Genomic DNA, 24,234 nt, shown 5'->3' with positions numbered 1-24,234 from the left:
TTTATGTCTGCTGGACGGTAATTACCGTTTAGCAGATAAAAGAAAACCTACTCAAAGAGTAGGTTTCTAATATGGTGCGGAAGGAGAGACTTGAACTCTCACACCTTACGGCGCTAGAACCTAAATCTAGTGCGTCTACCAATTCCGCCACTTCCGCAAATTTTTATTCTTAACTGTAATCAGAAAAGAAATGGTGGCTACGACGGGATTCGAACCTGTGACCCCATCATTATGAGTGATGTGCTCTAACCAACTGAGCTACGTAGCCAACATAGAATACTGAAATTAATCAATATTCTTAAAGAGTGGCAGGTCTACCTGGATTCGAACCAGGGAATGACGGCATCAAAAGCCGTTGCCTTACCGCTTGGCGATAGACCTACAGTGCTTATTTTCATAAGACTTTCACAAAACTAGAGAGAATGGTGCGGAAGGAGAGACTTGAACTCTCACACCTTGCGGCGCTAGAACCTAAATCTAGTGCGTCTACCAATTCCGCCACTTCCGCAAATTGTCAGTTATAAATAACTGTTGTATCTCTAGTTGTATTAATTAAATCAGTAATTGGTAAAAAGCTGATTTAAAGAATAATGGTGCGGAAGGAGAGACTTGAACTCTCACACCTTACGGCGCTAGAACCTAAATCTAGTGCGTCTACCAATTCCGCCACTTCCGCATGATTAACTGTCGTAACAATTAATCTAAATATGGCAGGTCTACCTGGATTCGAACCAGGGAATGACGGCATCAAAAGCCGTTGCCTTACCGCTTGGCGATAGACCTACAGATTTACTTTTTCAAGTAACCTTTGCTTGTTGGGTAGTAACAAGACTTTAAAATCAGAGAGAATGGTGCGGAAGGAGAGACTTGAACTCTCACACCTTGCGGCGCCAGAACCTAAATCTGGTGCGTCTACCAATTCCGCCACTTCCGCATATTGTCAGTTATAAATAACTGTTGTCTCTGATGGTATTGTTCATATTAACCGTAGTTAAAATGAAGAATAATGGTGCGGAAGGAGAGACTTGAACTCTCACACCTTACGGCGCCAGAACCTAAATCTGGTGCGTCTACCAATTCCGCCACTTCCGCAATGATCAACTGTCGAAACAATTAATCTAAAATATGGCAGGTCTACCTGGATTCGAACCAGGGAATGACGGCATCAAAAGCCGTTGCCTTACCGCTTGGCGATAGACCTACAGTGCTTATTTTCATAAGACTTTCACAAAACTAGAGAGAATGGTGCGGAAGGAGAGACTTGAACTCTCACACCTTGCGGCGCTAGAACCTAAATCTAGTGCGTCTACCAATTCCGCCACTTCCGCAAATTGTCAGTTATAAATAACTGTTGTATCTCTAGTTGTATTAATTAAATCAGTAATTGGTAAAAAGCTGATTTAAAGAATAATGGTGCGGAAGGAGAGACTTGAACTCTCACACCTTACGGCGCTAGAACCTAAATCTAGTGCGTCTACCAATTCCGCCACTTCCGCAATGATTAACTGTCGTAACAATTAATCTAAATATGGCAGGTCTACCTGGATTCGAACCAGGGAATGACGGCATCAAAAGCCGTTGCCTTACCGCTTGGCGATAGACCTACTGGTTTACTTTTTCAAGTAACCTTTGCTTGTTGGGTAGTAACAAGACTTTAAGATCAGAGAGAATGGTGCGGAAGGAGAGACTTGAACTCTCACACCTTGCGGCGCTAGAACCTAAATCTAGTGCGTCTACCAATTCCGCCACTTCCGCATATTGTCAGTTATAAATAACTGTTGTTCTCTGATCGTATTTTTCAATTAAAGTATAGGTAAATACTTAATCGAAGAATAAATGGTGGCTACGACGGGATTCGAACCTGTGACCCCATCATTATGAGTGATGTGCTCTAACCAACTGAGCTACGTAGCCAATAGACACCGAAGAATAAAATAATTAATCGTCATCTTAAATTGTGGCAGGTCTACCTGGATTCGAACCAGGGAATGACGGCATCAAAAGCCGTTGCCTTACCGCTTGGCGATAGACCTACAATGTGCTTTTTCAAGCTTCTTTCAACTCTATTGAAAGAATGGTGCGGAAGGAGAGACTTGAACTCTCACACCTTACGGCGCTAGAACCTAAATCTAGTGCGTCTACCAATTCCGCCACTTCCGCATTTTATCAATATCGAGTATTGATTTTCAATCTTATAATAAAATTGAAATGGTGGCTACGACGGGATTCGAACCTGTGACCCCATCATTATGAGTGATGTGCTCTAACCAACTGAGCTACGTAGCCATTTTGTAGCCAACAGCCACTGCTCTTAGTGAGCCGCTTCGTTGGGAACGGGGCGCATTATGCTCATACCAGCCAAAACCGTCAATAGTTTTTTTTGATAAATGGCGAAAATACGTTTGTTCGGCGGTTATTTGGGCGAACTGGGCGAATCACAAACTGATATCTGATTTGTCAGCTATTAATGGTTAAAATTGTGATGTAACTCAATTTTATTTTTATCTACCAAATAATAAAAAATAAGCCAGCACGAGGCTGGCTTATTGATTTATTCGTCGTTATCTCAATGATAACTGAATAATAAATTATACGTTAAAACGGAAGTGGACAACATCGCCATCTTTAACAATGTAATCTTTACCTTCTAGACGCCATTTACCTGCATCTTTAGCACCTGATTCGCCACCAAACTCGATGTAATCGTTATAACCGATAACTTCAGCGCGAATAAAGCCTTTTTCAAAGTCAGTGTGAATAACACCCGCTGCTTTTGGTGCTGTTGCGCCAACAGGGATAGTCCATGCACGCACTTCTTTCACACCAGCAGTGAAATAAGTTTGTAATGACAGTAATTCATAGCCTGAACGAATTACACGGTTAAGACCCGGCTCTTCGATACCCATATCAGCTAGGAACTCTTCACGATCTTCATCATCAAGCTCTGCGATTTCAGATTCCATTGCTGCACAAATTGGTACAACAATCGCGTTTTCTGTTGCAGCACGCTCAACAACTTTGTCAAGGAATGGGTTATTTTCAAAACCATCATCGTTAACGTTAGCAATGTACATGGTTGGCTTTAGCGTTAGGAAGTGCAGGTAATCAATCGCTGCTTTTTCTTCTTTGCTTAGTTCCATTGAACGTAGCATGCCGCCATCAGTTAATAGTGGCAACATTTTTTCTAATACTTTGATCTCGAATTTAGCGTCGTTATCGCCACCTTTTGCACGCTTTGCTAAACGGAAAATAGCACGCTCACAAGTATCAAGGTCAGCCATTGCTAATTCAAGGTTGATGATGTCGATATCTTCAAGAGGGTCAATACGGCCAGCAACGTGAACGATATTGTCATTTTCAAAACAACGAACAACGTGACCAATCGCATCAGTCTCACGAATGTTAGCTAGGAACTTGTTACCAAGACCTTCACCTTTAGATGCGCCAGCAACAAGGCCTGCGATATCTACAAATTCCATTGTGGTTGGCAGAATACGCTCTGGTTTAACGAATACTGCTAATGCATCCATACGTGGATCTGGTACAGGTACCACACCTGTATTTGGCTCGATAGTACAGAATGGGAAGTTAGCTGCTTCGATACCTGCTTTTGTTAAGGCATTGAACAGTGTTGACTTACCAACGTTTGGTAGACCTACGATACCGCATTTAAAACCCATGGTTTGTAACCCTTTTGGTGATTATTTTGTAACAACTCAATTATAGTACTCACACGAGTCTATAACGACGAAGTAGTTCTGTTGCCAGTGCGCTACTCTGCCTTGAATGAATGAAGACGATTTTGTGCCTTACTAAGGCCGTCTTTTAGAAGCACATCAATACAACGAACTGATTCATCAACCGCTGCATCGATAAGTTCTTGTTCTTTGGCCGGTGCTTTTCCTAGCACGTAACCAGCGACTTTATTTTTATCACCAGGGTGGCCAATAGCAATCCTTAAGCGATAGAAATCTTTGTTGTTGCCCATTTTGCTAATGATATCACGCAAGCCATTATGACCACCGTGACCACCGCCTTTTTTGAACTTGGCAACACCAGGAGATAAGTCAAGTTCGTCATGGGCAACTAAAATTTCTTCCGGTTTTATTTGGAAAAAATTAGCCAATGCAGATACAGACTTACCTGATAAATTCATGAATGTGGTTGGGATCAACAAGCGAAGATCTTGACCATTAGTTGTGATCCTGCCTGTGAGACCAAAATATTTTGGATCTGGGCGCAGGGTAACATTATGGACTCGAGCTAGTTCTTCAACGACCCATGCACCAGCATTATGACGGGTTTTTGCATACTCTTGGCCAGGGTTTGCCAGGCCGACAAGTAACCGAATATTATTACTCACGCTTGTCTCTCTTGTCATACAGCCGTAGTGATAGCGTTTTGTGATAACCATTATGATGGCTAAACCGCATAATCAGCGGGTTCAAAACGCGCGCTATATTATACCAAACGAAGCTAAATTGATATGGTTCTGCAGTGATCTGCTATTGGCGTAGTGCGCAAAAAATAAAACGCCCCGCAAAAGCGAGGCGTTGGTTTTTATTTAGCTGAGAATTTTACTGAGAAAAATCTCATCCTAATCACACGTGATTAGTGTTCAAACATAGCTGAAATTGATTCTTCGTTACTGATGCGACGGATCGCCTCAGCTAGCATGCCAGACAAGGTTAGTACTGATACTTTACCTGTTGCTGCAATTTCTTTTGTTAGTGGGATTGAGTCAGTAACAATGATTTCGTCAATCACAGATTCAGTGATGTTTTGTAGTGCGCTACCAGAGAATACTGGGTGAGTAGCATAAGCAAATACACGTTTCGCACCGCGTTCTTTTAGTGCTTCAGCTGCTTTACATAGTGTGCCACCAGTATCGATCATGTCATCAACGATAATACAATCGCGGCCTTCAACATCACCGATTAGATGCATAACTTGAGAAACGTTAGCACGTGGGCGGCGTTTATCGATAATCGCAATATCCGTATCATCTAATAGCTTAGCAATAGCACGCGCACGTACTACACCGCCGATATCAGGAGAAACAACCACTGGATCTTGGAGATCTTTCGCTAACATATCTTCAAGTAGTACTGGGCTACCAAATACGTTATCGACAGGAACATCGAAGAAACCTTGGATTTGTTCAGCATGTAGATCAACCGTTAATACGCGGTCAACGCCTACATTAGATAGGAAGTCAGCAACAACTTTAGCAGTGATTGGCACACGAGCAGAGCGTACACGACGATCTTGGCGTGCATAACCGAAGTATGGAATTACAGCAGTAATACGACCTGCAGAAGCACGACGTAATGCATCGATCATAACAACCAGTTCCATTAGGTTGTCGTTAGTTGGTGCACAAGTTGATTGAATAATAAAGACGTCGCTACCACGAACGTTTTCATTAATTTGCACACATACTTCACCATCGGAGAAACGGTCAACCGTTGCGTCTCCTAATGAAATATAAAGACGATCAGCGATGCGTTGGGCTAGTTCTGGTGTAGCGTTACCAGCAAACAGCTTCATATCAGGCACGGTGTAAACCTCAGGTTGCGTCCAAGTTGTAATTACTGACAATCCATAGAATATGTGGCTAGCGTTGTCATCAAAGGAGATACGTTAACACCTTTTGCGACAAATCCCTGGAGCCAGTCAGGTAAATTATTCAAAATATCATTAGCATTTTGCTCAGTGTCACATTCTGCAAACACACAAGCGCCAGTACCAGTTAATCTTGACGGCGCATATTCTAACAGCCATGAAAGCGCCTGATCAACCTCAGGATTAAGACTTCTTACAATTTTCTCGCAATCGTTTTCGTAAACGTCACGTAACAGGGCATCTAAGCTACGTTTTTTGGTATTTCGAGGTAATTGCGGATGGTTGAAAATTTCAGCAGTTGCGATGCTAATATCGGGCTTTGCGATTAAATACCACTTTTCTTGTGGTGCTGCTGGCTGTAATTTTTCACCAATACCTTCAGCAAATGCACTGTGACCACGAACAAAAACAGGCACATCAGCCCCAAGTTTTAAGCCGATAGTGGCAAGTTCATCGACGGATAAATTGGTTTGCCATAGAAAATTCAATGCCACTAATGTTGTTGCAGCATTAGACGATCCTCCTCCTAAGCCGCCGCCCATAGGTAAAATTTTATCAATATGGATCTCAGCCCCGAAATCGACTTGTGCCGCTTGACGCAACGCAACAGCGGCACGGTAGATTAAGTTATCTTCTGTAGCAACGCCTGTTATTGCTGGTGTGAGGGTGATGTTATTATCTTGACGAGCAGTAATGGTTAATGTGTCACCATAATCGACAAACTGAAATAAGGTTTGTAAGTCGTGATAACCATTGTCTCGTTGACCTGTAATGTAGAGAAAAAGGTTAAGCTTGGCAGGTGCTGGCCACTGCGTAGCAATATCAAATTTAGCGTTATGGTTCATGAAAGCGACTCATTAGTTACGTGAATTTTAAGCATTAAAAAAACAAAGGCGTATTTTTATATCTTCCAAGTGGAGACTTTTATTTTGATGGTTAATTGGCCTTGTTTTAAGGTCATCAATATTGGTAGCGATGGTACCTTAGTATTATCGTAACTACTGTAATGCATCTCCCAAGTGCGGCCATCAATTTTTTTGGTTAGCATGGCAACTTGGTCATTCTTATTGAGTTGATAATGATCTGCACCAGTCGGAAGACCGATTAACCAATCACGCATTTGTTGAAGTGGTAAATTAATACCCGTCAGTTGTTGCACTAATTGTGCGGCATCGGTGCCATGATAAGTATGACCATCGGGATCGGTAAGTGTGACCGCATCAGGGGCTGCATTTAATTTAAGAATGGTTTTATACATTTTGGTTAAAATGAGTTGATAATCATCGGCTTTATTTTGCCAATTAAAGGTTAAGGTAACTCGTTGCTGAGGGCTGATGTAGCCAAATACGCCTTGAGCATGATAACGGGTGAGTTGTTGCAGTTGAGCTTGATGAAGTGACCAATCAGCTTTATGGGTAATTATCGGTTGTTGTGCACAGCCTGAAAGAAGTGATAATGATAAGGCGAAAAGAGAGAGTAGCCATTTTTTTTTGTGGTTAGTCACTGCTTTTTTTTGAACTGATGTCACAGTAGCTGAGAGAAGATTTGTAGCAAGATTACGCAATATCATCGTAGGAAGTCTCTATCAGAATGAGCCAAAACAATAGCGATAATTTAATCGAAAGCCAAATTATAACCATTAATGATACGAATAAGGTGGCTAAAAAACGATAAAAATGGTGTCATTACCGATTGATTACCTCTGTTGCCTTTTATTACGACATGGCATCAAGTAAAATCTTCATCTTAGATTTTTTCATTGCCGAAGTGGGTATACTGTTTCCATGACCTTGCTTGCATTAGGAATCAACCACAAAACAGCTTCTGTTGATTTGCGTGAGAAGGTAGCTTTTTCTCCTGAAAAACTGTCTTTGGCACTGCAGGAGCTTAAAAACCATCCTGAAGTCTCGAGTGCGGTGATTGTATCTACATGTAACCGAACCGAAGTTTACTGTGAGTTATTGCAGTCAGGACCGGGTGTGATTATTGACTGGTTGACCAAATTTCATCAGATCACAGCCGAAGAATTGATGCCAAGCCTGTACTTTCATGAACAACAAGCCGCAGCGCGCCATTTAATGCGTGTTGCGTGTGGGTTAGATTCGTTAGTATTAGGTGAGCCGCAAATCCTAGGACAGGTGAAGCAATCTTATTCGGAATCAAAAGACAATGGAACTGTAGTTGGTACCTTAGAAAAATTGTTTCAAAAAACATTTACCGTTGCCAAACGGGTTCGTACTGAAACCGATATTGGTGGTAATGCAGTTTCTATTGCTTATGCAGCATGTTCGTTGGCAAGACAAATTTTTGAAGCTTTATCGGGTGTGACAATGTTGCTCATAGGAGCAGGGGAAACCATTGAATTGGTTGCTCGTCATGCTGTTGAGCAAGGATGTAACCGTTTAATTGTTGCCAACAGAACCCGTGAACGTGCACTTAATCTTGCACGAGAGTTTGGCGCTGAAGTGATAGGTTTAGAAGATATTCCTGACTATCTTCATTGTGCCGATATCGTCATTAGCTCAACAGCTAGCCCATTACCTATTGTGGGTAAAGGCATGGTTGAAGCGGCCTTAAAACGTCGCCGTAATCAGCCGATGTTATTTGTTGATATTGCTGTACCGCGTGATATTGAATCACAGGTTGGCGATCTTAATGATGTGTATTTATATTCTGTCGATGATCTGTATTCGATTGTCGAGAAAAATCGTGAGCAACGTAAAGTAGCAGCGATTCAAGCTGAAGCGATCATCGCTGAAGAAAGTATTACTTTTATGCAATGGCTACGCTCACTGGAAGCGGTCGATAGTATCCGTGACTATCGTCAATATGCTGAAGCAATAAAAAATGAGCTGTTACAACGCAGCTTACAAGCAATCGCCAATGGTACCGATCCTGAACGAGCCTTGGTAGAATTGAGCAATAAACTAACCAATAAGCTTATCCATGCTCCGACAAAAGCCATGCAGCAGGTTGCCAAAGATGGTGAATCTGACAAATTGGTTGTGATCCGTGAAGCACTCGGGCTGGATTCCTATAACGATTAGCAGTTGATGGCTTTGGCCGTTACTCCGCACTTAATTAGAAGATTATGAAGCAATCAATTTTAGTTAAATTAGAAACGCTGGTTGAACGTTACGAAGAAGTTCAACACCTACTGGGTGATCCCAGTGTCCTTAGTGATCAAAACCGATTTCGTGCACTATCAAAAGAATACTCTCAGCTTGAAGAAGTGACCAAGAGTTTCCAAGCGTACCAACAAGCGCAAGAAAACCTTGAAGCTGCAGAAGAAATGGCACAAGAAGATGACGCTGAAATGCGCGAAATGGCGCAAGAAGAAATCAAAGATGCTAAGGCTGAAATTGAACGTTTAGCCGATGAGTTACAACTATTATTGATTCCAAAAGATCCTAATGATGATCGTAACTGTTTTGTTGAAATCCGTGCTGGTGCTGGCGGTGATGAAGCAGGTATTTTTGCAGGTGATCTGTTCCGTATGTACAGCAAATACGCTGAGCGTCGCGGTTGGCGTATGGAGATCATCAGTGAAAACCGTTCAGAGCAAGGCGGTTATAAAGAGATGATCGCTAAAGTTAATGGCGATGGTGCTTATGGCGTTCTAAAGTTTGAGTCAGGCGGTCACCGTGTACAGCGTGTTCCTGCGACTGAATCTCAAGGTCGTGTTCATACTTCTGCTTGTACTATCGCGATTTTACCTGAAATTCCAGAAGCTGAAATTCCAGAAATTAATGCGGGTGATTTACGTATTGATACCTTCCGTTCATCAGGCGCAGGTGGTCAGCACGTTAACACCACCGACTCTGCTATTCGTATTACTCACTTACCAACCGGTATTGTAGTTGAGTGTCAAGATGAACGTTCGCAGCATAAAAACAAAGCGAAAGCGATGTCAGTGCTAGCAGCGCGTATCATCAAAGCTGAAGAAGAGCGTCGTCATGAAGCAGAAGCAAGTACCCGTCGTAACTTGTTAGGTTCAGGTGATCGTTCTGACCGTATTCGTACTTACAACTACCCACAAGGTCGTGTATCAGACCACCGTATTACGCTAACACTTTATCGTCTAAATGAAGTGATGGAAGGTGATTTAGATGCATTGATTCAACCGGTATTTACTGAATATCAAGCGGATCAACTTGCAGCGATGGCTGAGCAAAACTAATGCCACGTAGCATTGAATGTTTATTACAACAAACCAATGCACAACTTGCGACTGCGGGCTCTAATAGTCCGCAGTTAGACAGTGTTGTATTGTTATGTCATGTATTAGATAAACCACGTAGTTACTTGCTAACTTGGCCGGAAAAGCAACTTGATGAGGCGCAATTTGCGGCTTTTTCAGCATTGTTAGCTCGTCGAATTGCTGGTGAGCCGATTGCTTATATCGTCGGTGAGCGTGAGTTTTGGTCACTGCCGTTAAAAGTGTCACCGTCAACATTAATTCCCCGTCCTGATACTGAAAGGCTGGTTGAATTAGCACTTGAAAAAATACCAGCAACAACATGTCAGGTACTTGATTTAGGTACAGGTACGGGTGCAATTGCCTTGGCGATAGCATCTGAACGTAATGATATTGCTGTTACGGGAATCGACTTACGTCCAGAAGCGGTGGCATTAGCGACTGAAAATAGCCAGCGACTCAATATGACTAATAGCCGTTTTTTAGCCGGTAGTTGGTATAGTCCTCTTGAGCAACAACCTCAATTTGCCGTTATTGTCAGTAATCCGCCTTATATAGATGAAGCTGATCCGCACCTTATTGAAGGTGATGTTCGCTTTGAACCTAAAAGTGCGTTAGTTGCAAGTGATAATGGACTCGCCGATATTCGTATTATTAGTCAAGATGGACGTCAATATTTATTGCCTGGGGGCTGGTTACTCATGGAGCATGGCTTTGAACAAGGCGCTGCCGTTCGAGCTATTCTGGAGCAATTAGGTTATGTACAGGTATCAACAAGTCAAGATTATGCTGGGCTCGATCGCGTAACGATGGGGTGCTGGCTAGGAGATTATGCGTAATGATGTACATGGCAATGAAACATATTCACCTTACCGCAATTGCGTTAAGCGTATTACTGTTTGTTACTCGCTATATAATGGTGATGACAAACTCAGCAATGATTAATAAAAAATTCTTTAAAATAACCCCCCATGTCATTGATACGATCATGCTTGCTTCTGGTGTGGCATTAATTTTTATTACTGGATTTATACCGTTTACAGCGGGTAATGGCTGGTTAACTGAAAAATTAACCTGTGTACTTGCCTATATTGCATTAGGTTATTTCACCCTTCATCATGGGAAAAACAAAGTATTTAAGACGTTTGCCTTCTTAGGAGCGATTGGGTGGTTAGTATTGGCTGCACAATTAGCGATCACTAAAACGCCTATCTTGGGCTAGTGTGAGTAGTATCATGATGCCATTTAATGAACAAGATCTTAATCAGATGCCGTTGGTTGATGGAGCGATTGCTTTCATGGCTGAAGTCGACATTGATTTTCCTGCGACATGGGTAGAATTACGTTTGACTCAACTGGTACAAGAAGCGGAACAAACGCTGATGCACGAGCTTAACCCTCGTTTGCGTCTCGAAGGTTTGTTGCGACTTTTTTATCATGAGTGGGGCTTTCAAGGTGATCAACAGCAATATTTTTCATCAGATAATGCTTTTCTAGATAAAGTCTTAGAGCGTCGTAAAGGGATTCCAGTTAGCTTAGGCGCTATCTTACTTTACTTAGCTAAGCACCTTGAATTACCAGTTGAAAATGTAGGTTTTCCAACTCAGTTTTTATTGAAAGTTATATGGTCACAAGATGAAATTCAATACATTAATCCTTTTGATGGTGAATTTGTGAGTGTCCATATTTTGCGGAGTTGGTTGATCGGCCATCGTGGTCCATTTGCTGAATTTAAACCTGAATTTCTTGATGCGCAGCAAAATAATGTCATTTTATCGCGTTGGTTAACGGTGATGAAAAGTGCGTTATTGCGTGAAGAACAATTTACAGATGCGTTGCGTTGTAGTGATTTAGCCTTAGCATTAAACCCTGGTGATCCGCATGAGATCCGTGATCGCGGTTATATTTACCAGCAACTTGATTGCCTTCATGCTGCAGCGGTTGATTACTCTTATTTTATAGAACAATGCCCAGAAGATCCTGCTGCAGATTTGCTTAAACTTCAAGTAGATGCTCTGTCTGAAGAGCCTCTTACCTTGCACTAGATGAGAAGATAAATATGATGCAACAAAAAATTGTTCGTGTTGGTGATATTGACGTTGCTAACGATAAGCCATTTGTACTTTTTGGTGGCATGAATGTGCTAGAGTCACGCGACTTAGCAATGGAAATCTGTGAGCACTACGTAGAAGTAACCAATAAATTGGGTATTCCTTTCGTATTTAAAGCATCTTTCGATAAAGCAAACCGTTCATCTGTACGTTCGTACCGTGGTCCTGGTTTAGAAGAAGGTTTAAAAATCTTCCAAGAATTAAAAGATACTTTTGGTGTGAAAATCATTACTGATATTCATGAAAAAGAACAAGCTCAAGTTGTTGCTGATGTGGTTGATGTGATTCAATTACCTGCTTTTCTTGCTCGTCAAACGGATCTTGTTGAAGCGATGGCTAAAACAGGCGCTGTGATTAATGTTAAAAAACCACAGTTTATGAGCCCTGGCCAAGTGGGTAACATTATTGAGAAGTTTGCTGAGTGTGATAACCACAATGTGATTCTATGTGAGCGTGGCGTATTACACGGTTATGATAACCTTGTAGTTGATATGCTTGGCTTTGACGTAATGAAAAAAGCGTCAAACGGTAGCCCAATTATTTTTGATGTTACTCATGCACTTCAATGCCGTGATCCACTTGGTGCAGCATCAGGCGGTCGCCGTGAGCAAACTATTGATCTTGCACGCTCTGGTATCGCAACTGGTATTGCAGGTTTATTTATGGAAGCGCATCCAACGCCAGATTTAGCACGTTGTGATGGCCCATCTGCTTTCCCATTAGATAAGCTTGAACCATTTCTTGCACAGATTAAGCAACTTGATGACTTAATTAAGAGTTTTGCTCCGATTGAAATCAACTAATTAATGTTGTTGAGATACATTGAGCCCTATAAATTCTATTTATAGGGCTTTTTTGTGTAAAAAGCATACTAAATAGGAAAAATTGTTTAATTGTAAAATTTGGTTTTTTATTCTGATTTTTGTACTTAAAACTGAATTTATATTCTATAAATTAGCTATATTTTAGCTGTTATGCTTTATTGGAATTAAAAATATCAGGGTGATCTGTGTCACTTTTTTTTTGAGTCTTGGCTCTGGTCGTTTCATACTACTGCTAAGTTTTATTAGTCGTAGTGAGTTACCGTGTCAATGTCACAAGATCTTTCCGCTCTCGAAGCAAAAACCGTCTCCTCAAGTTGGACCAAACATGATACCAGCTGGATGTTGAGTCTATTTGGTACATCTGTTGGTGCTGGTATTTTATTTTTACCGATTAATATTGGTTCTGGTGGTTTTTGGTCATTAGTTATTATGGCACTGCTTGCCGGACCGATGACATTTTGGGCTCACCGTGGACTGGCTCGGTTTGTTTTATCTTCTAAACAGCCAAATGCTGATTTTACTGACGTGGTTGAAGAGCACTTTGGTCAGCGTTATGGGCGTTTAATTTCTTTATTATACTTCTTATCTATTTTTCCCATTTTGTTGATTTATGGTGTCGGTTTAACCAATACCGTTGATAGTTTTATGGTGCATCAACTAGGCATGGCTGCGCCGTCTCGAGTGATACTTTCAGGCTGTTTAGTGTTTGGCATGATAGCGATTATGTTGGCTGGTGAAAAAACCATGTTGCGCGTATTTGGCATGATCGTGTATCCGCTAACGTTTATTTTGGCTGGTATTTCAATTTATTTGATTCCAAGCTGGCACATGCCTAATTTTAGTCTTAATCAAAGTGTGGGTGATTTAAGTGCCTCGCTATGGTTAGCGATTCCAGTGGTGGTGTTTGCATTTAGTTATACACCTGTCGTGTCAGGGTTTGTTAATGCGCAGCGTCGTCAATATGGTTATCACGCCCATACTAAATCAGAGACTATTTTAAAACGAACTTCTGTGATGCTAATTGCATTCGTGTTATTTTTTGTTTTTTCATGTGTCTTGAGCCTAACGCCAGCACAGCTTCAACAAGCAAAAGTGGATAATGTGTCAGTGTTATCGTATCTAGCCAATGTTGAAGATAGTCACTTTATTATGATTTTAGGACCTTTAATTGCTTTTATTGCGATTACATCATCGTTTTTAGGTCACTTTATGGGCGCGCGTGAAAGCTTTAATGGTCTAGTTGCTAAACAAACATCATTACCGATTAAAACTATCGATAAGATCGGTGTTGTGCTGATGTTTATTAGTATTTGGTTTGCTTCGGTAATGAACCCAAGTATTTTAGGGATGATGGAGGCTTTTTCCGGACCTGTTATTGCAATGATTTTATTCTTGATGCCAATGTTGGCGGTGTATCACATTGAAAGTCTGAAAATCTACCGTGGTAAACTAAGTACTTACTTTATTTTAGTTATGGGGTGTTTAGCGGTCGGTGCGATTGTGTTTAACATGGTTAAATAGCCCCTCTATAAATAAAGGCTTGCTACTCTTCATGTCGTATTTATGCAGACAATAGAGTTGCAAGCCTTTTTTAGATGGCGATTATAGCGGTACTGTTACAGTTTAAAACGATTGATCTCTTGCTGTAATTCATACGATAAGGTTGATAACTCCGCCGCTTGTTTTGCAGCTTCGCTGGCCTCAATAGCCAATTCATTTGAAACATCACGAATTCCCTCGGTATTGCGAGTAATTTCTGATGTTACTGATGATTGCTCTTCTGCAGCAGATGCTATTTGGGTTGCCATATCACTGATGTCATTCACCGCAGTGGTGATTTGCGACAAGCTTGCCGAGGCTGAGTTGGCATCATCAACACTGGTTTCAGCTAAGTGGCGGCTATCTTCCATTATGCCAACGGCTTGACCTGTTGTTTGTTGTAAGGTCTCAATCATTTGTTGAATTTCTTGGGTTGATGCGTGAGTGCGTTGACTTAAGACTCGTACTTCATCGGCAACCACAGCAAATCCTCGGCCTTGCTCACCAGCACGGGCTGCTTCAATAGCAGCATTAAGAGCAAGCAAATTAGTTTGTTCAGCAATCCCTTGAATGGTCGAAAGAATAGTATTAATGCTCTGTGCATGACTATTTAATGCACTTATCACTCCAGTGGCAGTTTCAACTTCTTGAGCAAGACTCGCAATTGATTGTTGGCTTTGATTCACTTGAGTGGTGCCATGACCAGACGCGATGACAGTCTCTTCTGAGGTACGCGCAGTGTTTTCAGCGTTTGATGCTATCTCATGGGTTGCGGCAGCCATTTCATTAATAGCTGTTGCGACCATATTAATTTCATCTTGTTGAAATTGAATACGAGTACTACGTTCTTCTGCTTGAGAGGCGGTGATGTGAGATTGCTGACTGAGTGTACTAGAAACATGGCTTAAACGGGTCAGCATGCTATGTAAGTTACTCACAAATGCGTTGAAGTTGTGGGCTAGTTGACCCACTTCATCATTACTATGAGGCTCAAGGCGACGAGTTAAATCACCTTCACCGCTAGCAATTTCAGCTAATGCAGCAGAAACACGGTTAAGATCGCGGAATAACAGGTTGACTAACAGTGTTAAGGCTACAATGACACATAGCGTTATGATGAACGCGGTAATGATCAATTGTTTGAGTGCGGTATAATAGCTGGCTTCTTCTGTAGCCAGATCCATTTCTAACGCTAATATCCATTCGGTATTTGGAATATTTTCAAAATAAAGCACTTTTTGTTGACCATTAATGGTTAAATTTAGTGCTTTGTTAGTCGCAATTTGTTGCTCAATATTATTTATGGTGAGCTGATTGCTATATTGCGCTAATGGCTTGAGTAATAATTGCTTATTTGGGTGAGCAAGAAAACGGTTATCTTGTTTGTTAATCAGCATCGCAACCGCATTTTGACCAACATTGAGGTTGATAACATCATTAATAAGTTGGTCGATCAATACATCGGCACCAACCACACCAACCTGTTGACCATTATTGATTAATGGCTGTGCAATCGTGACTAATAACGCGTTAGTGATTGCATCTTGATAAGCAGGGGTAATAATTTGTTTACCCGCGGTTTGAGCATCACGATACCAAGGACGTGTTCGAGGATCATAGTCTGCACGATTACGCTCAGGATGCGAACGATGCATTGCGCCATCAATAGTGCCGAAATAAATATCATCAAAACCACCACTTTTACGTGCTTGTTTTAAAAACATGACGTTATTGGGCTGATTATAATAGCTGTCAAAGGATTGAGTAATCGCACGACGAATATCCATCCAATCTGTAATACCGATAGTGGCTGTTGAGGCAATACTGCGTGCACGTTGATCAGTATTAGCGTGGGTTTCGTTATCAAGTTGCTTGGCGGCTAGCCATGTTAATGCTGTTGCCATGATGACGACTGCCGATACGCTAGCCATGATCAATTTTTGTTTGAGGGAAAGCTGCATAGAACCATCTCATGAGTCAAAATATATCCTATGAGAGCAAATTACGACTTGCATTACAATTGATTCATTAATGATTGAATACTTTATTTTGAAATGGTTAACATATTGATATTTTGTGACTTTTTATTGACGGTTATGGTAGTGTTTAGTGTCAGTAAATTGACAGGAGATGGCTGTTTTAGGGGTTGTATAAAGAGCGACTAAGCAATGTTCATATGGATGTTTAGACGTCTAGATGTTGACACTAGTGACACATCCCATTAACCTAGGGGAAATTCTAAAATAGATATTCATTATCAGCATGTCAAACTCAACCAACACATCATCAATTACACCTTCAGCATTGGCATTGCTGCCACTGGGGGTCTTTCTTGCCTTATTTATTGGTGTCGGTAGTTACCTGACTTACCAAGGGGTAGATTTCGCTTTTTATCAATTACCGTCACCTGTTGCAGCATTACCTGCGGTAATTTTGGCAATTATTCTAAGTAAAGAAAAATTAAATAAAGCCATAGAGCAATTTATTCGTGGTGTTGGTCATAACGACATTATTGCGATGTGTATGATCTATTTACTTGCTGGTGCATTCGCAGCGGTTGCGAAAGCGTCGGGGGGAGTTGATGCAACAGTAAACCTTGGTATGGCTATATTGCCTGCAAGCATGATCTTACCGGGTATTTTTATGATTTCTGCCTTTATTGCAACGTCAATGGGTACCTCGATGGGGACGATTGCAGCGGTAGCGCCAGTTGCATTAGGTATTGCTCAAGCAGCAGGAATGGATGTTGCGTTAACCGCTGGTGTGGTTTTAAGTGGTGCGATGTTTGGTGATAATTTATCGATTATTTCTGATACAACGATTGCTGCAACCCGTTCTCAAGGTTGTCAAATGAAAGATAAATTCCGTGAGAATATTAAAATTGCTTTACCGGCTGCTATTGTCACTATGTTGTTGTTTGCTTTTAGTAGTTCAGTAACAACTTTACCTGCAGCAAATCCAATTGAATGGTTAAAAGTATTACCTTATATCACGATCCTTATTCTTGCTGTGTCTGGGGTGAATGTTTTTGTGGTGTTGAGCTTAGGTATCGTTCTTGCGGGTGGTGTGGGTTTATTTTCAATTGATAGCTACAGTTTAACGACATTTGGCAAAGATATTTACAGCGGCTTTGGCAATATGCAAGAAATCTTCTTACTTTCAATGTTGATTGGTGGTGTGAGTGAGTTAATGCGTCAACAGGGGGGGTTAGCATTTTTAACCCAATTGATTAGCCGTGTGATTGGTAAATTTAGCTCAAAACATAATGCTTCAGAAAATTCTCGCGCTAGTGAGTTAGGTATTGCGACGTTAGTGAGTTTAACTAACTGTTGTACCGCCAATAACACTGTCGCAATTATTGTATCTGGTGGCGTGGCGCGTGAGTTAGCACAAGAGAATAATGTTACCGCTCGTCGCTCTGCAAGCTTATTGGATATCTTCTCTTGTGTGGTGCAAGGTGTATTACCTTACGGTGCTCAAGCATTATTATTAGGGTCGGTATTTAAACTATCACCATTAGAAATCGTCTCTCATTCTTATTATTGTTTCTTTTTAGCCATTTCGGCTTTAATCGCGATTTTTATTCGCCGTTCAACTCCTAAATTTGAGAAAGTCTTTTAATCAATAAATGATTATTTTTAGTTGTTGAATACTTACAATATTTGTTCAAAAAGCTCGACTATGGTCGAGCTTTTTTTATGGTTTGTGATCAGAGATTTGTTTTTAATGTTGTAACGGTGATCTTGGTTGCAGAATTGTGACGTTAAATAAGTGCTGGCTTTTGATTCACCTACACTGAGCGCGATTATTTTGAAACGGTTATTTATTAATATTATTTGATTAAATAACACTATTTTTACGCATAAATTTGATTCGATTCAGCCATATAAATATTAAAACATGGTCGGTATCGTCGATTAAAATCATTAAGGTGGATAACATGAAACAACATTTATTTGCTAAGACAGCATTAACAGCTGCTCTTCTAGCTGTACTTTCTGGTTGTGCAACACCGACAGATGATACCTTACCGAAATGGAATACAGATAAAACTTATCGTATTACTATTTTACATACCAATGATAACCATGGCCGTTTTTGGCAAAATCAAAATGGTGAGTACGGTATGGCTGCGCGAAAAACATTATTAGATAGCATTCGTGCAGAAGTAAAAGCTGAGGGAGGCACAACATTATTGCTTTCTGGTGGTGATATTAATACCGGTGTGCCTGAGTCTGATTTACAAGATGCTGAACCTGATTTTAAAGGTATGAACATGCTAGGTTACGATGCAATGGCATTAGGTAACCATGAGTTTGATAACCCACTTGAGGTATTACGTAAGCAACAACAATGGGCTAATTTCCCAATGTTATCTGCCAATATTTACGATAAAAATACCGGTAAACGTTTATTTCAGCCATACCAAATTTTTGAGCAGCAAGGGATTAAAATTGCAGTTATTGGTTTAACTACTGAAGACACCGCGAAAATAGGAAATCCTGAATATATTGGTGAGATTGAGTTCCGCGATCCTAAAGTAGAAGCAAAACAAGTGATTGCTGAACTTGAAGCCAATGAAAAGCCAGATGTGATTATTGCAGCAACCCATATGGGCCATTATGAAAATGGTCAGCGCGGTATTAATGCGCCTGGTGATGTGGCATTAGCGCGTTACATGCAAGCTGGTGATTTGGATATGATCGTAGGTGGTCACTCGCAAGAACCTGTGTGTATGGAAGGACCAAATAAGAATAATAGTGATTTTAAACCTGGTGATAAGTGTACGCCAGACCAACAAAACGGCACCTGGATTGTACAAGCTCATGAATGGGGTAAATATGTTGGCCGTGCTGATTTTGAATTCCAAAATGGTGAGTTAAATCTGGTCAGTTATGATCTGATTCCTGTGAACCTTAAGAAAAAAATTAAATTAGCTGATGGTAGCCAGCAGCGAGTATTTATTCAGAATGAGATTCAGCAAAATGCTGAAGTGTTATCGTTTTTAACCCCCTACCAAGAAAAGGGCCAAGAACAATTAACAGTTAAGATCGCAGAGTCTAACGGTAAGTTAGAAGGTGATCGTAATGTGGTGCGTTTTCAGCAAACTAACTTAGGTCGTTTAATTGCAGCCTCACATATGGAACGTGCTAAAGCTGATTTTGCAGTGATGAACTCTGGCGGTGTCCGCGATTCGATTAATGGTGGTAATATTACTTATAAAGATGTGCTGATTGTGCAGCCATTTGGCAATATCGTGACCTATATTGATATGTCAGGTAAAGAGATTCTGGATTATCTAAATGTGGTAGCAACCAAACCAATTGATTCTGGTGCTTATGCGCAGTTTTATGGCATAGCAATGACGGTTGCCAATGGCAAGGTGAGCAAGGTTAATATTGGTGGTAAACCATTAATGATGGATAAAACCTACCGCTTTACGGTGCCAAGTTTTAATGCTGCTGGTGGTGATGGGTATCCAAAAGTAAACAACCATCCTGGCTATGTAAATACAGGCTTTGTTGATGCTGAAGTGCTAAAAGAGTATTTGCAAACTCATAGTCCAATTGATGCCAATCGCTTTGCTCCCAAAGGTGAAATTAGCTATAAATAACCAGTCTGGCGACAGGTTTATTGTATTTGTGGCGCTGAATTTTCAGCGCCGTTTTTTTTGTTCTTTTTAAAAAATATCTCTCGGTATATAGTTCTGTTTTGGTAAACAGATGTGGTTAGCTTCTTTGTCTATGGTGGATATAAAGGGGAGCTAATTACAGCTGTTTGATTGATGCTATGTTGTAGAGATAAATGTAATGACCCCAGCAATTAAATTAGCAAAAAAAAATAAGATTGAATTTCAAGTTCACCAATATGAACATGATCCGGCTAATAACAACTTTGGTCACGAAGCTGCTGAAATTTTAGGCTTAGATCCTCATCGTGTGTTTAAAACATTATTATTTGCTCTAAATGGTGATCCTAAAAATTTAGCCGTTGCCGTTGTGCCTGTTGCAGGCATGCTCGATCTAAAAGCGGCAGCTAAAGCAGCTGGTGGAAAAAAAGCAGAAATGGCTGATCCAAAATTAGCGGAAAAAGTAACGGGTTATATTGTGGGAGGGATCAGTCCTCTTGGGCAAAAAAAACGTTTACCGACTTTTATTGATAGTAGTGCAGAGCAATTTGAGACGATTTGTGTAAGTGCTGGACGTCGCGGCCTAGAAATAGAGCTTGCAGCGAAAGATTTAGCGACACTTACGAGCGCTAAATTTGCAACGATTGCTAAACACGATTAACCAAGACAAATATTTAAATATGGTCATTGATAAAAGGAGTTAGCGATGACACTTAGCCTTTGGCTATATTTATTAGCGATTTGTTTGCTAGGGGCGATGTCACCGGGACCGAGTTTAGCCGTTGTTGCTAAACACAGTTTATCGGAAGGGCGCTGGCATGGGATTGTAACCGCGTGGGCACATGCTTGTGGGGTTGGGTTCTATGCCTTATTGACATTACTAGGTCTAGCCGCAGTATTGCATCAATCACCAGTGTTATTTAGCGGTGTAAGTTATGTGGGCGCGGGGTATTTAGCGTATCTAGGGTTTAATGCTTTGCGCTCTAAAGGTGGGGTGGCTGCAAAATTGGCACAAGGCCAAGCCAGCACATTATTTGAAGCGGCACGTGATGGGGTAATGATTTCCTTATTCAATCCTAAGTTAGCATTATTTTTCTTAGCGCTATTTAGTCAATTTGTTGCTGTTGGTAATGAAGCATCGTCAAAGGCGATCATTATTGCAACACCACTGCTGGTGGATGGATTATGGTATACATTAATTGCATCTATTTTATCTTATCCAAAAGTGTTAACAGCGTTGAGAACCAAAGCGCAATTGATCGATCGTTTATCTGGCGTTGTGTTACTTGGATTAGCGTGTCGAGTGGTGTGGTTAGCTTAGTGATAAAAAACGCATAAAAAAATAGCCGAACATTGTTCGGCTATTTTTTTATTCATCGGGTTGGCATCTTTTTTTCCGTAACCAAATAGGGACAAAGGTATTAAGGAGTGTTGCTAATATAATCAATCCAACCCCGACCATTTTATTCCATGGCATTGGGTGGTTAAAAAACATAAATTGCCAAATAGCCGAGAAAATTAAATTAGTAAAAATAATTGGCGCTAATTGTGAGCCAGATTCTGCTAATTGATATGCTTTAGCACGGAAAACTTGAGTATTAACCGTACATACCGCCATAAAGATCAATAGTAACAATAATGGATGCTGCCAACCTGTTAATGTATGCCATTCTACTGTGGTAGTTATTGGTGAGAACATTAAAAAGGGTATCAAAAAGACAGAAGCAACAATAAAGCTCCACGCACTCACACCGACAGGTGTCAGGTTACTTTTACTTGAACGGTACATTGCTACTTGTGAGCCAGCATTAAAAATACCACCGGCTAAGCCTAATAATAAACTGCCGCCAAACTTCATTTGCTCCAGATTACCAGCAATGAACAGTAATCCTGTAAAGGTAATGCCCAAATTAATAATAATAAGGCGTTTGATTGGTGTTTTAAAAAATATACGCTCTAAAAGAGGGACAAATAAAGGGCTAGTACCAAATAAAACAACCGCTTCAACAAGACTAAGATATTTAATTGACGCAAGAAAACACAGTTGGCTACCTGTAATACAAATACCGCGAACAATTAAACCGCTCCATGCTTGTTTATTAGGTTGTGACCACTTAGTGATCGTCATTAACCAGAATGCAAGAATTGCTGGGAATAGCAATCGGAAAAAGCATAGCCATGCAGGGTCAAAACTGTGGGTTAGCCATTTAGCTACTAATCCTGTTACTGATAAGCTAAATGTAGACACTAGCATTAGCAGCATTGGACGTATTTCTGAATTCATTAGTAATCTCCTCGGGCGGCGACTTTACGTGAATTGTATGATAAATAAATTCAAAATATTTTAACCCTAGGATATATTTATTTTACTATTTTGATTATGGTATATGTTTAGAGGGAATAATATTATTTACATTACCAATCAATGTATTGGTAATGCATTTTCGAGGTTTATGGATTTAAGATTCACGGTGATTTAAATGCCGATCACGTGTCTGCTGCTTTTTTTCGGCACTCTTTTTGATCATAACGTAAAGAGCACCTGTGCCACCGTGTTGGCGCTGAGCTGAATGGAAACACAATACATCTGAAATCTGCTCAAGCCAGGTAGTGATATAACTTTTCATTAATGCTGGTGGATTGGTTCGCTCTCCTTTGCCATGAATGATCATAACAGTACGAATATCTAGTCGTTGGGCTTGCTTTAAAAAAGCCAATAGCTCATCTCGTGCTTGAGATAATGTTTTTTTATGTAAATCTAACCGCGCATGAATATCATATTTACCTTGGCGCATTTTTTTAAATACGGCTAATTGCACTCCATCACGCTTAAATTCAATCATGTCATCAGGCTTGATCATCTTGGCATGATCAAGAGACAAATAATCAATATTACTATTAGCTAATGTTTGTGCCGCTAATCGTCGAGCAAGTTGTGCTTCTGATACTTGGTGTTTTTGCTGAATTAAAACGGTATCTTGTTTTATTGGCGCAATATCAGCCATCATCTCTTTAAAGAGATCCAATTCATCATTAGACATAAAAGACTCACTATAATTAACCAATAATTTCAGTATACCTACGCGAAATAGAAACAAAAGCCAATAAATAGGAAATCTATACTGAGCTATAGATATTTAAATTTGGCCAATTATTGAATATTGTTAATGTGTTATCGTGTTTTATGTCATTAAGTTTTTATGATTGTTATAGGAAGTTAATGATTGGTGGTATTTTAATCGACATGCGCTACTGATAACCTATAAAAAAGGTTGTTTAATCAATAGATATTTTAGTTACAAAAAAAATACCGTATAGGGGTTGCTAAAATAAAAATGGCGAGTATTATAGCGACCTCAACAACGCATAGCGTGTTGAAATGTCGGTGAATAGCGCAGTTTAGTCGCGCATCTCTGATGTTAGGAATAGCGGACCAGAGGGTTGACCCTTCTAGCAGCGTTCCAGAAAAAGAATTAGTCGGTGAATAGCGCAGTTTGGTAGCGCATCTGGTTTGGGACCAGAGGGTCGGGGGTTCGAATCCCTCTTCACCGACCACTATTTATATAATAGTGGTTTATTAAACCGTTATTATCAGAGAAGGTGTTAGTCGATAACACATCTCGAAAAGAATTAATCAGTGAATAGCGCAGTTTAGTAGCGCATCTCTGATGTTGGGAATAGCGGACCAGAGGGTTGACCCTTCTAGCAGCGTTCCAAAAAAGAATTTAGTCGGTGAATAGCGCAGTTTGGTAGCGCATCTGGTTTGGGACCAGAGGGTCGGGGGTTCGAATCCCTCTTCACCGACCACTTACAATGGTGGCTATAGCTCAGTTGGTAGAGTCCCGGATTGTGATTCCGGTTGTCGCGAGTTCAAGCCTCGTTAGCCACCCCATTATTTAGGTTATCTTTTTTATAGAGACCTTGGCCTTGTAAGCCTAAACAACGTCGGTGAATAGCGCAGTTTGGTAGCGCATCTCTGATGTTAGGAATAGCGGACCAGAGGGTTGACCCTTCTATCAGCGTTCCAGAAAAAGAATTTAGTCGGTGAATAGCGCAGTTTGGTAGCGCATCTGGTTTGGGACCAGAGGGTCGGGGGTTCGAATCCCTCTTCACCGACCACTATTTAAAAGTAGTGGTTTATTAAAACCATTATTATTGTCGGTGAATAGCGCAGTTTAGTCGCGCATCTCTGATGTTAGGAATAGCGGACCAGAGGGTTGACCCTTCTATCAGCGTTCCAGAAAAAGAATTTAGTCGGTGAATAGCGCAGTTTGGTAGCGCATCTGGTTTGGGACCAGAGGGTCGGGG

At 40.7% G+C, this 24,234-nt stretch carries 19 protein-coding genes and 21 tRNA genes; 15 read left to right on the top strand and 25 right to left on the bottom strand.

Features of this window, described 5'->3' with window-relative positions; all coding sequences use genetic code 11:
- Positions 1-72: 72 nt before the first annotated feature.
- The 22 genes from PAND9192_RS19070 to lolB form a co-directional block, all read right to left on the bottom strand.
- Positions 73-157, bottom strand: a tRNA-Leu gene (locus tag PAND9192_RS19070).
- Between the two features lie 34 nt (positions 158-191).
- Positions 192-268 (bottom strand) — tRNA-Met (locus PAND9192_RS19065).
- Positions 269-306: 38 nt separating this feature from the next.
- Positions 307-381, bottom strand: a tRNA-Gln gene (locus PAND9192_RS19060).
- 42 nt (positions 382-423) lie between these two features.
- Positions 424-508 (bottom strand) — tRNA-Leu (locus PAND9192_RS19055).
- Between the two features lie 83 nt (positions 509-591).
- Positions 592-676: transfer RNA gene (locus PAND9192_RS19050), tRNA-Leu, on the bottom strand.
- Between the two features lie 32 nt (positions 677-708).
- Positions 709-783 (bottom strand) — tRNA-Gln (locus PAND9192_RS19045).
- 66 nt (positions 784-849) lie between these two features.
- A tRNA-Leu gene (locus PAND9192_RS19040) sits at positions 850-934 on the bottom strand.
- 73 nt (positions 935-1,007) lie between these two features.
- Positions 1,008-1,092: transfer RNA gene (locus tag PAND9192_RS19035), tRNA-Leu, on the bottom strand.
- Between the two features lie 34 nt (positions 1,093-1,126).
- A tRNA-Gln gene (locus PAND9192_RS19030) sits at positions 1,127-1,201 on the bottom strand.
- A gap of 42 nt (positions 1,202-1,243) precedes the next feature.
- Positions 1,244-1,328, bottom strand: a tRNA-Leu gene (locus PAND9192_RS19025).
- Between the two features lie 83 nt (positions 1,329-1,411).
- Positions 1,412-1,496, bottom strand: a tRNA-Leu gene (locus PAND9192_RS19020).
- A gap of 33 nt (positions 1,497-1,529) precedes the next feature.
- Positions 1,530-1,604: transfer RNA gene (locus tag PAND9192_RS19015), tRNA-Gln, on the bottom strand.
- Positions 1,605-1,670: 66 nt separating this feature from the next.
- Positions 1,671-1,755: transfer RNA gene (locus tag PAND9192_RS19010), tRNA-Leu, on the bottom strand.
- Positions 1,756-1,837: 82 nt separating this feature from the next.
- Positions 1,838-1,914: transfer RNA gene (locus tag PAND9192_RS19005), tRNA-Met, on the bottom strand.
- Between the two features lie 44 nt (positions 1,915-1,958).
- Positions 1,959-2,033, bottom strand: a tRNA-Gln gene (locus tag PAND9192_RS19000).
- Between the two features lie 42 nt (positions 2,034-2,075).
- A tRNA-Leu gene (locus PAND9192_RS18995) sits at positions 2,076-2,160 on the bottom strand.
- Positions 2,161-2,209: 49 nt separating this feature from the next.
- Positions 2,210-2,286 (bottom strand) — tRNA-Met (locus PAND9192_RS18990).
- A gap of 302 nt (positions 2,287-2,588) precedes the next feature.
- The gene (ychF, locus tag PAND9192_RS18985; RefSeq protein WP_087854986.1) at positions 2,589-3,680 is read right to left on the bottom strand and encodes a redox-regulated ATPase YchF; all 1,092 of its coding nucleotides are present in this window, start codon (positions 3,678-3,680) and stop codon (positions 2,589-2,591) included.
- 92 nt (positions 3,681-3,772) lie between these two features.
- Complete coding sequence (gene pth / locus PAND9192_RS18980; protein ID WP_087854985.1) at positions 3,773-4,363, bottom strand: aminoacyl-tRNA hydrolase; 591 nt, start codon at positions 4,361-4,363, stop codon at positions 3,773-3,775.
- Positions 4,364-4,611: 248 nt separating this feature from the next.
- A complete protein-coding gene (locus PAND9192_RS18975) occupies positions 4,612-5,559 on the bottom strand; it encodes a ribose-phosphate pyrophosphokinase (protein WP_036793517.1) in 948 nt (315 codons plus the stop codon).
- 32 nt (positions 5,560-5,591) lie between these two features.
- Positions 5,592-6,470, bottom strand: coding sequence for a 4-(cytidine 5'-diphospho)-2-C-methyl-D-erythritol kinase (gene ispE, locus PAND9192_RS18970; RefSeq protein WP_087854984.1), 879 nt, complete (start codon positions 6,468-6,470; stop codon positions 5,592-5,594).
- A 56-nt stretch (positions 6,471-6,526) separates the two neighbouring features.
- Positions 6,527-7,129 (bottom strand): lipoprotein insertase outer membrane protein LolB, encoded by a 603-nt coding sequence (gene lolB / locus PAND9192_RS18965; RefSeq protein ID WP_234999220.1) that lies wholly within the window; start codon positions 7,127-7,129, stop codon positions 6,527-6,529.
- Positions 7,130-7,409: 280 nt separating this feature from the next.
- On the opposite strand from lolB, the gene hemA reads away from it, so the two are divergent.
- From hemA to PAND9192_RS18930, 7 genes are all read left to right on the top strand, one after another.
- Positions 7,410-8,672 (top strand): glutamyl-tRNA reductase, encoded by a 1,263-nt coding sequence (gene hemA, locus PAND9192_RS18960; protein WP_087854982.1) that lies wholly within the window; start codon positions 7,410-7,412, stop codon positions 8,670-8,672.
- A gap of 44 nt (positions 8,673-8,716) precedes the next feature.
- Positions 8,717-9,805 carry a peptide chain release factor 1 gene (gene prfA, locus PAND9192_RS18955; RefSeq protein WP_060997418.1) on the top strand — a complete coding sequence of 363 codons (1,089 nt, stop codon included), beginning with the start codon at positions 8,717-8,719 and terminating at the stop codon, positions 9,803-9,805.
- A complete protein-coding gene (gene prmC / locus PAND9192_RS18950) occupies positions 9,805-10,662 on the top strand; it encodes a peptide chain release factor N(5)-glutamine methyltransferase (RefSeq protein WP_087854981.1) in 858 nt (285 codons plus the stop codon). The genes prfA and prmC overlap by 1 nt, the downstream gene beginning before the upstream one ends.
- 2 nt (positions 10,663-10,664) lie before the next feature.
- On the top strand, positions 10,665-11,045 hold the full coding sequence (locus tag PAND9192_RS18945) for a SirB2 family protein (protein WP_087855025.1): 381 nt from the start codon (positions 10,665-10,667) through the stop codon (positions 11,043-11,045).
- 13 nt (positions 11,046-11,058) lie between these two features.
- Positions 11,059-11,868, top strand: coding sequence for a SirB1 family protein (locus PAND9192_RS18940; protein WP_087854980.1), 810 nt, complete (start codon positions 11,059-11,061; stop codon positions 11,866-11,868).
- Positions 11,869-11,882: 14 nt separating this feature from the next.
- Positions 11,883-12,737 carry a 3-deoxy-8-phosphooctulonate synthase gene (kdsA, locus tag PAND9192_RS18935; protein WP_060997415.1) on the top strand — a complete coding sequence of 285 codons (855 nt, stop codon included), beginning with the start codon at positions 11,883-11,885 and terminating at the stop codon, positions 12,735-12,737.
- A gap of 288 nt (positions 12,738-13,025) precedes the next feature.
- Positions 13,026-14,279 (top strand): SLC5/6 family protein, encoded by a 1,254-nt coding sequence (locus PAND9192_RS18930; RefSeq protein ID WP_087854979.1) that lies wholly within the window; start codon positions 13,026-13,028, stop codon positions 14,277-14,279.
- 95 nt (positions 14,280-14,374) lie between these two features.
- Here the strand turns inward: PAND9192_RS18930 and PAND9192_RS18925 are convergent, their stop codons facing one another.
- Positions 14,375-16,258: a methyl-accepting chemotaxis protein gene (locus tag PAND9192_RS18925; protein ID WP_087854978.1), complete on the bottom strand. Its 1,884-nt coding sequence runs from the start codon at positions 16,256-16,258 to the stop codon at positions 14,375-14,377.
- A 301-nt stretch (positions 16,259-16,559) separates the two neighbouring features.
- On the opposite strand from PAND9192_RS18925, the gene PAND9192_RS18920 reads away from it, so the two are divergent.
- From PAND9192_RS18920 to PAND9192_RS18905, 4 genes are all read left to right on the top strand, one after another.
- On the top strand, positions 16,560-17,918 hold the full coding sequence (locus PAND9192_RS18920) for a Na+/H+ antiporter NhaC family protein (RefSeq protein ID WP_087854977.1): 1,359 nt from the start codon (positions 16,560-16,562) through the stop codon (positions 17,916-17,918).
- A gap of 319 nt (positions 17,919-18,237) precedes the next feature.
- The gene (gene ushA / locus PAND9192_RS18915; RefSeq protein WP_087854976.1) at positions 18,238-19,911 is read left to right on the top strand and encodes a bifunctional UDP-sugar hydrolase/5'-nucleotidase UshA; all 1,674 of its coding nucleotides are present in this window, start codon (positions 18,238-18,240) and stop codon (positions 19,909-19,911) included.
- A 196-nt stretch (positions 19,912-20,107) separates the two neighbouring features.
- Positions 20,108-20,587: a Cys-tRNA(Pro)/Cys-tRNA(Cys) deacylase YbaK gene (gene ybaK / locus PAND9192_RS18910; RefSeq protein WP_087854975.1), complete on the top strand. Its 480-nt coding sequence runs from the start codon at positions 20,108-20,110 to the stop codon at positions 20,585-20,587.
- A 45-nt stretch (positions 20,588-20,632) separates the two neighbouring features.
- Positions 20,633-21,247 (top strand): LysE family translocator, encoded by a 615-nt coding sequence (locus tag PAND9192_RS18905; RefSeq protein WP_087854974.1) that lies wholly within the window; start codon positions 20,633-20,635, stop codon positions 21,245-21,247.
- Between the two features lie 48 nt (positions 21,248-21,295).
- On the opposite strand, the gene PAND9192_RS18900 is transcribed toward PAND9192_RS18905, so the two are convergent.
- Together PAND9192_RS18900 and smrA are read right to left on the bottom strand one after the other, a co-directional pair.
- Positions 21,296-22,210: a DMT family transporter gene (locus tag PAND9192_RS18900; protein ID WP_087854973.1), complete on the bottom strand. Its 915-nt coding sequence runs from the start codon at positions 22,208-22,210 to the stop codon at positions 21,296-21,298.
- Between the two features lie 175 nt (positions 22,211-22,385).
- A complete protein-coding gene (gene smrA, locus PAND9192_RS18895) occupies positions 22,386-22,967 on the bottom strand; it encodes a DNA endonuclease SmrA (protein ID WP_087854972.1) in 582 nt (193 codons plus the stop codon).
- A gap of 437 nt (positions 22,968-23,404) precedes the next feature.
- On the opposite strand from smrA, the gene PAND9192_RS18890 reads away from it, so the two are divergent.
- From PAND9192_RS18890 to PAND9192_RS18875, 4 genes are all read left to right on the top strand, one after another.
- Positions 23,405-23,481: transfer RNA gene (locus tag PAND9192_RS18890), tRNA-Pro, on the top strand.
- A 175-nt stretch (positions 23,482-23,656) separates the two neighbouring features.
- Positions 23,657-23,733 (top strand) — tRNA-Pro (locus PAND9192_RS18885).
- Between the two features lie 9 nt (positions 23,734-23,742).
- A tRNA-His gene (locus PAND9192_RS18880) sits at positions 23,743-23,818 on the top strand.
- A gap of 150 nt (positions 23,819-23,968) precedes the next feature.
- Positions 23,969-24,045 (top strand) — tRNA-Pro (locus PAND9192_RS18875).
- Positions 24,046-24,234 lie beyond the last annotated feature (189 nt).

This window comes from Photobacterium andalusiense, from assembly GCF_900185625.1.
GTDB classification, from domain to species: Bacteria; Pseudomonadota; Gammaproteobacteria; order Enterobacterales; family Vibrionaceae; genus Photobacterium; species Photobacterium aquimaris.
The sequence above is the reverse complement of the archived record's forward strand: the minus strand, read 5'-3'. Positions and strand labels throughout refer to the sequence as shown.

Coding starts and splice junctions, on each gene's coding strand:
- ychF (WP_087854986.1), bottom strand. CDS start 3,680: ATGGGTTTTAAATGCGGTATCGTAGGTCTACCAAACGTTGGTAAGTCA.
- PAND9192_RS18920 (WP_087854977.1), top strand. CDS start 16,560: ATGTCAAACTCAACCAACACATCATCAATTACACCTTCAGCATTGGCA.
- ybaK (WP_087854975.1), top strand. CDS start 20,108: ATGACCCCAGCAATTAAATTAGCAAAAAAAAATAAGATTGAATTTCAA.
- PAND9192_RS18945 (WP_087855025.1), top strand. CDS start 10,665: ATGTACATGGCAATGAAACATATTCACCTTACCGCAATTGCGTTAAGC.
- prfA (WP_060997418.1), top strand. CDS start 8,717: ATGAAGCAATCAATTTTAGTTAAATTAGAAACGCTGGTTGAACGTTAC.
- hemA (WP_087854982.1), top strand. CDS start 7,410: ATGACCTTGCTTGCATTAGGAATCAACCACAAAACAGCTTCTGTTGAT.
- PAND9192_RS18900 (WP_087854973.1), bottom strand. CDS start 22,210: ATGAATTCAGAAATACGTCCAATGCTGCTAATGCTAGTGTCTACATTT.
- PAND9192_RS18905 (WP_087854974.1), top strand. CDS start 20,633: ATGACACTTAGCCTTTGGCTATATTTATTAGCGATTTGTTTGCTAGGG.
- PAND9192_RS18940 (WP_087854980.1), top strand. CDS start 11,059: ATGATGCCATTTAATGAACAAGATCTTAATCAGATGCCGTTGGTTGAT.
- PAND9192_RS18925 (WP_087854978.1), bottom strand. CDS start 16,258: ATGCAGCTTTCCCTCAAACAAAAATTGATCATGGCTAGCGTATCGGCA.
- ushA (WP_087854976.1), top strand. CDS start 18,238: ATGAAACAACATTTATTTGCTAAGACAGCATTAACAGCTGCTCTTCTA.
- prmC (WP_087854981.1), top strand. CDS start 9,805: ATGCCACGTAGCATTGAATGTTTATTACAACAAACCAATGCACAACTT.
- PAND9192_RS18930 (WP_087854979.1), top strand. CDS start 13,026: ATGTCACAAGATCTTTCCGCTCTCGAAGCAAAAACCGTCTCCTCAAGT.
- smrA (WP_087854972.1), bottom strand. CDS start 22,967: ATGTCTAATGATGAATTGGATCTCTTTAAAGAGATGATGGCTGATATT.
- kdsA (WP_060997415.1), top strand. CDS start 11,883: ATGATGCAACAAAAAATTGTTCGTGTTGGTGATATTGACGTTGCTAAC.
- ispE (WP_087854984.1), bottom strand. CDS start 6,470: ATGAACCATAACGCTAAATTTGATATTGCTACGCAGTGGCCAGCACCT.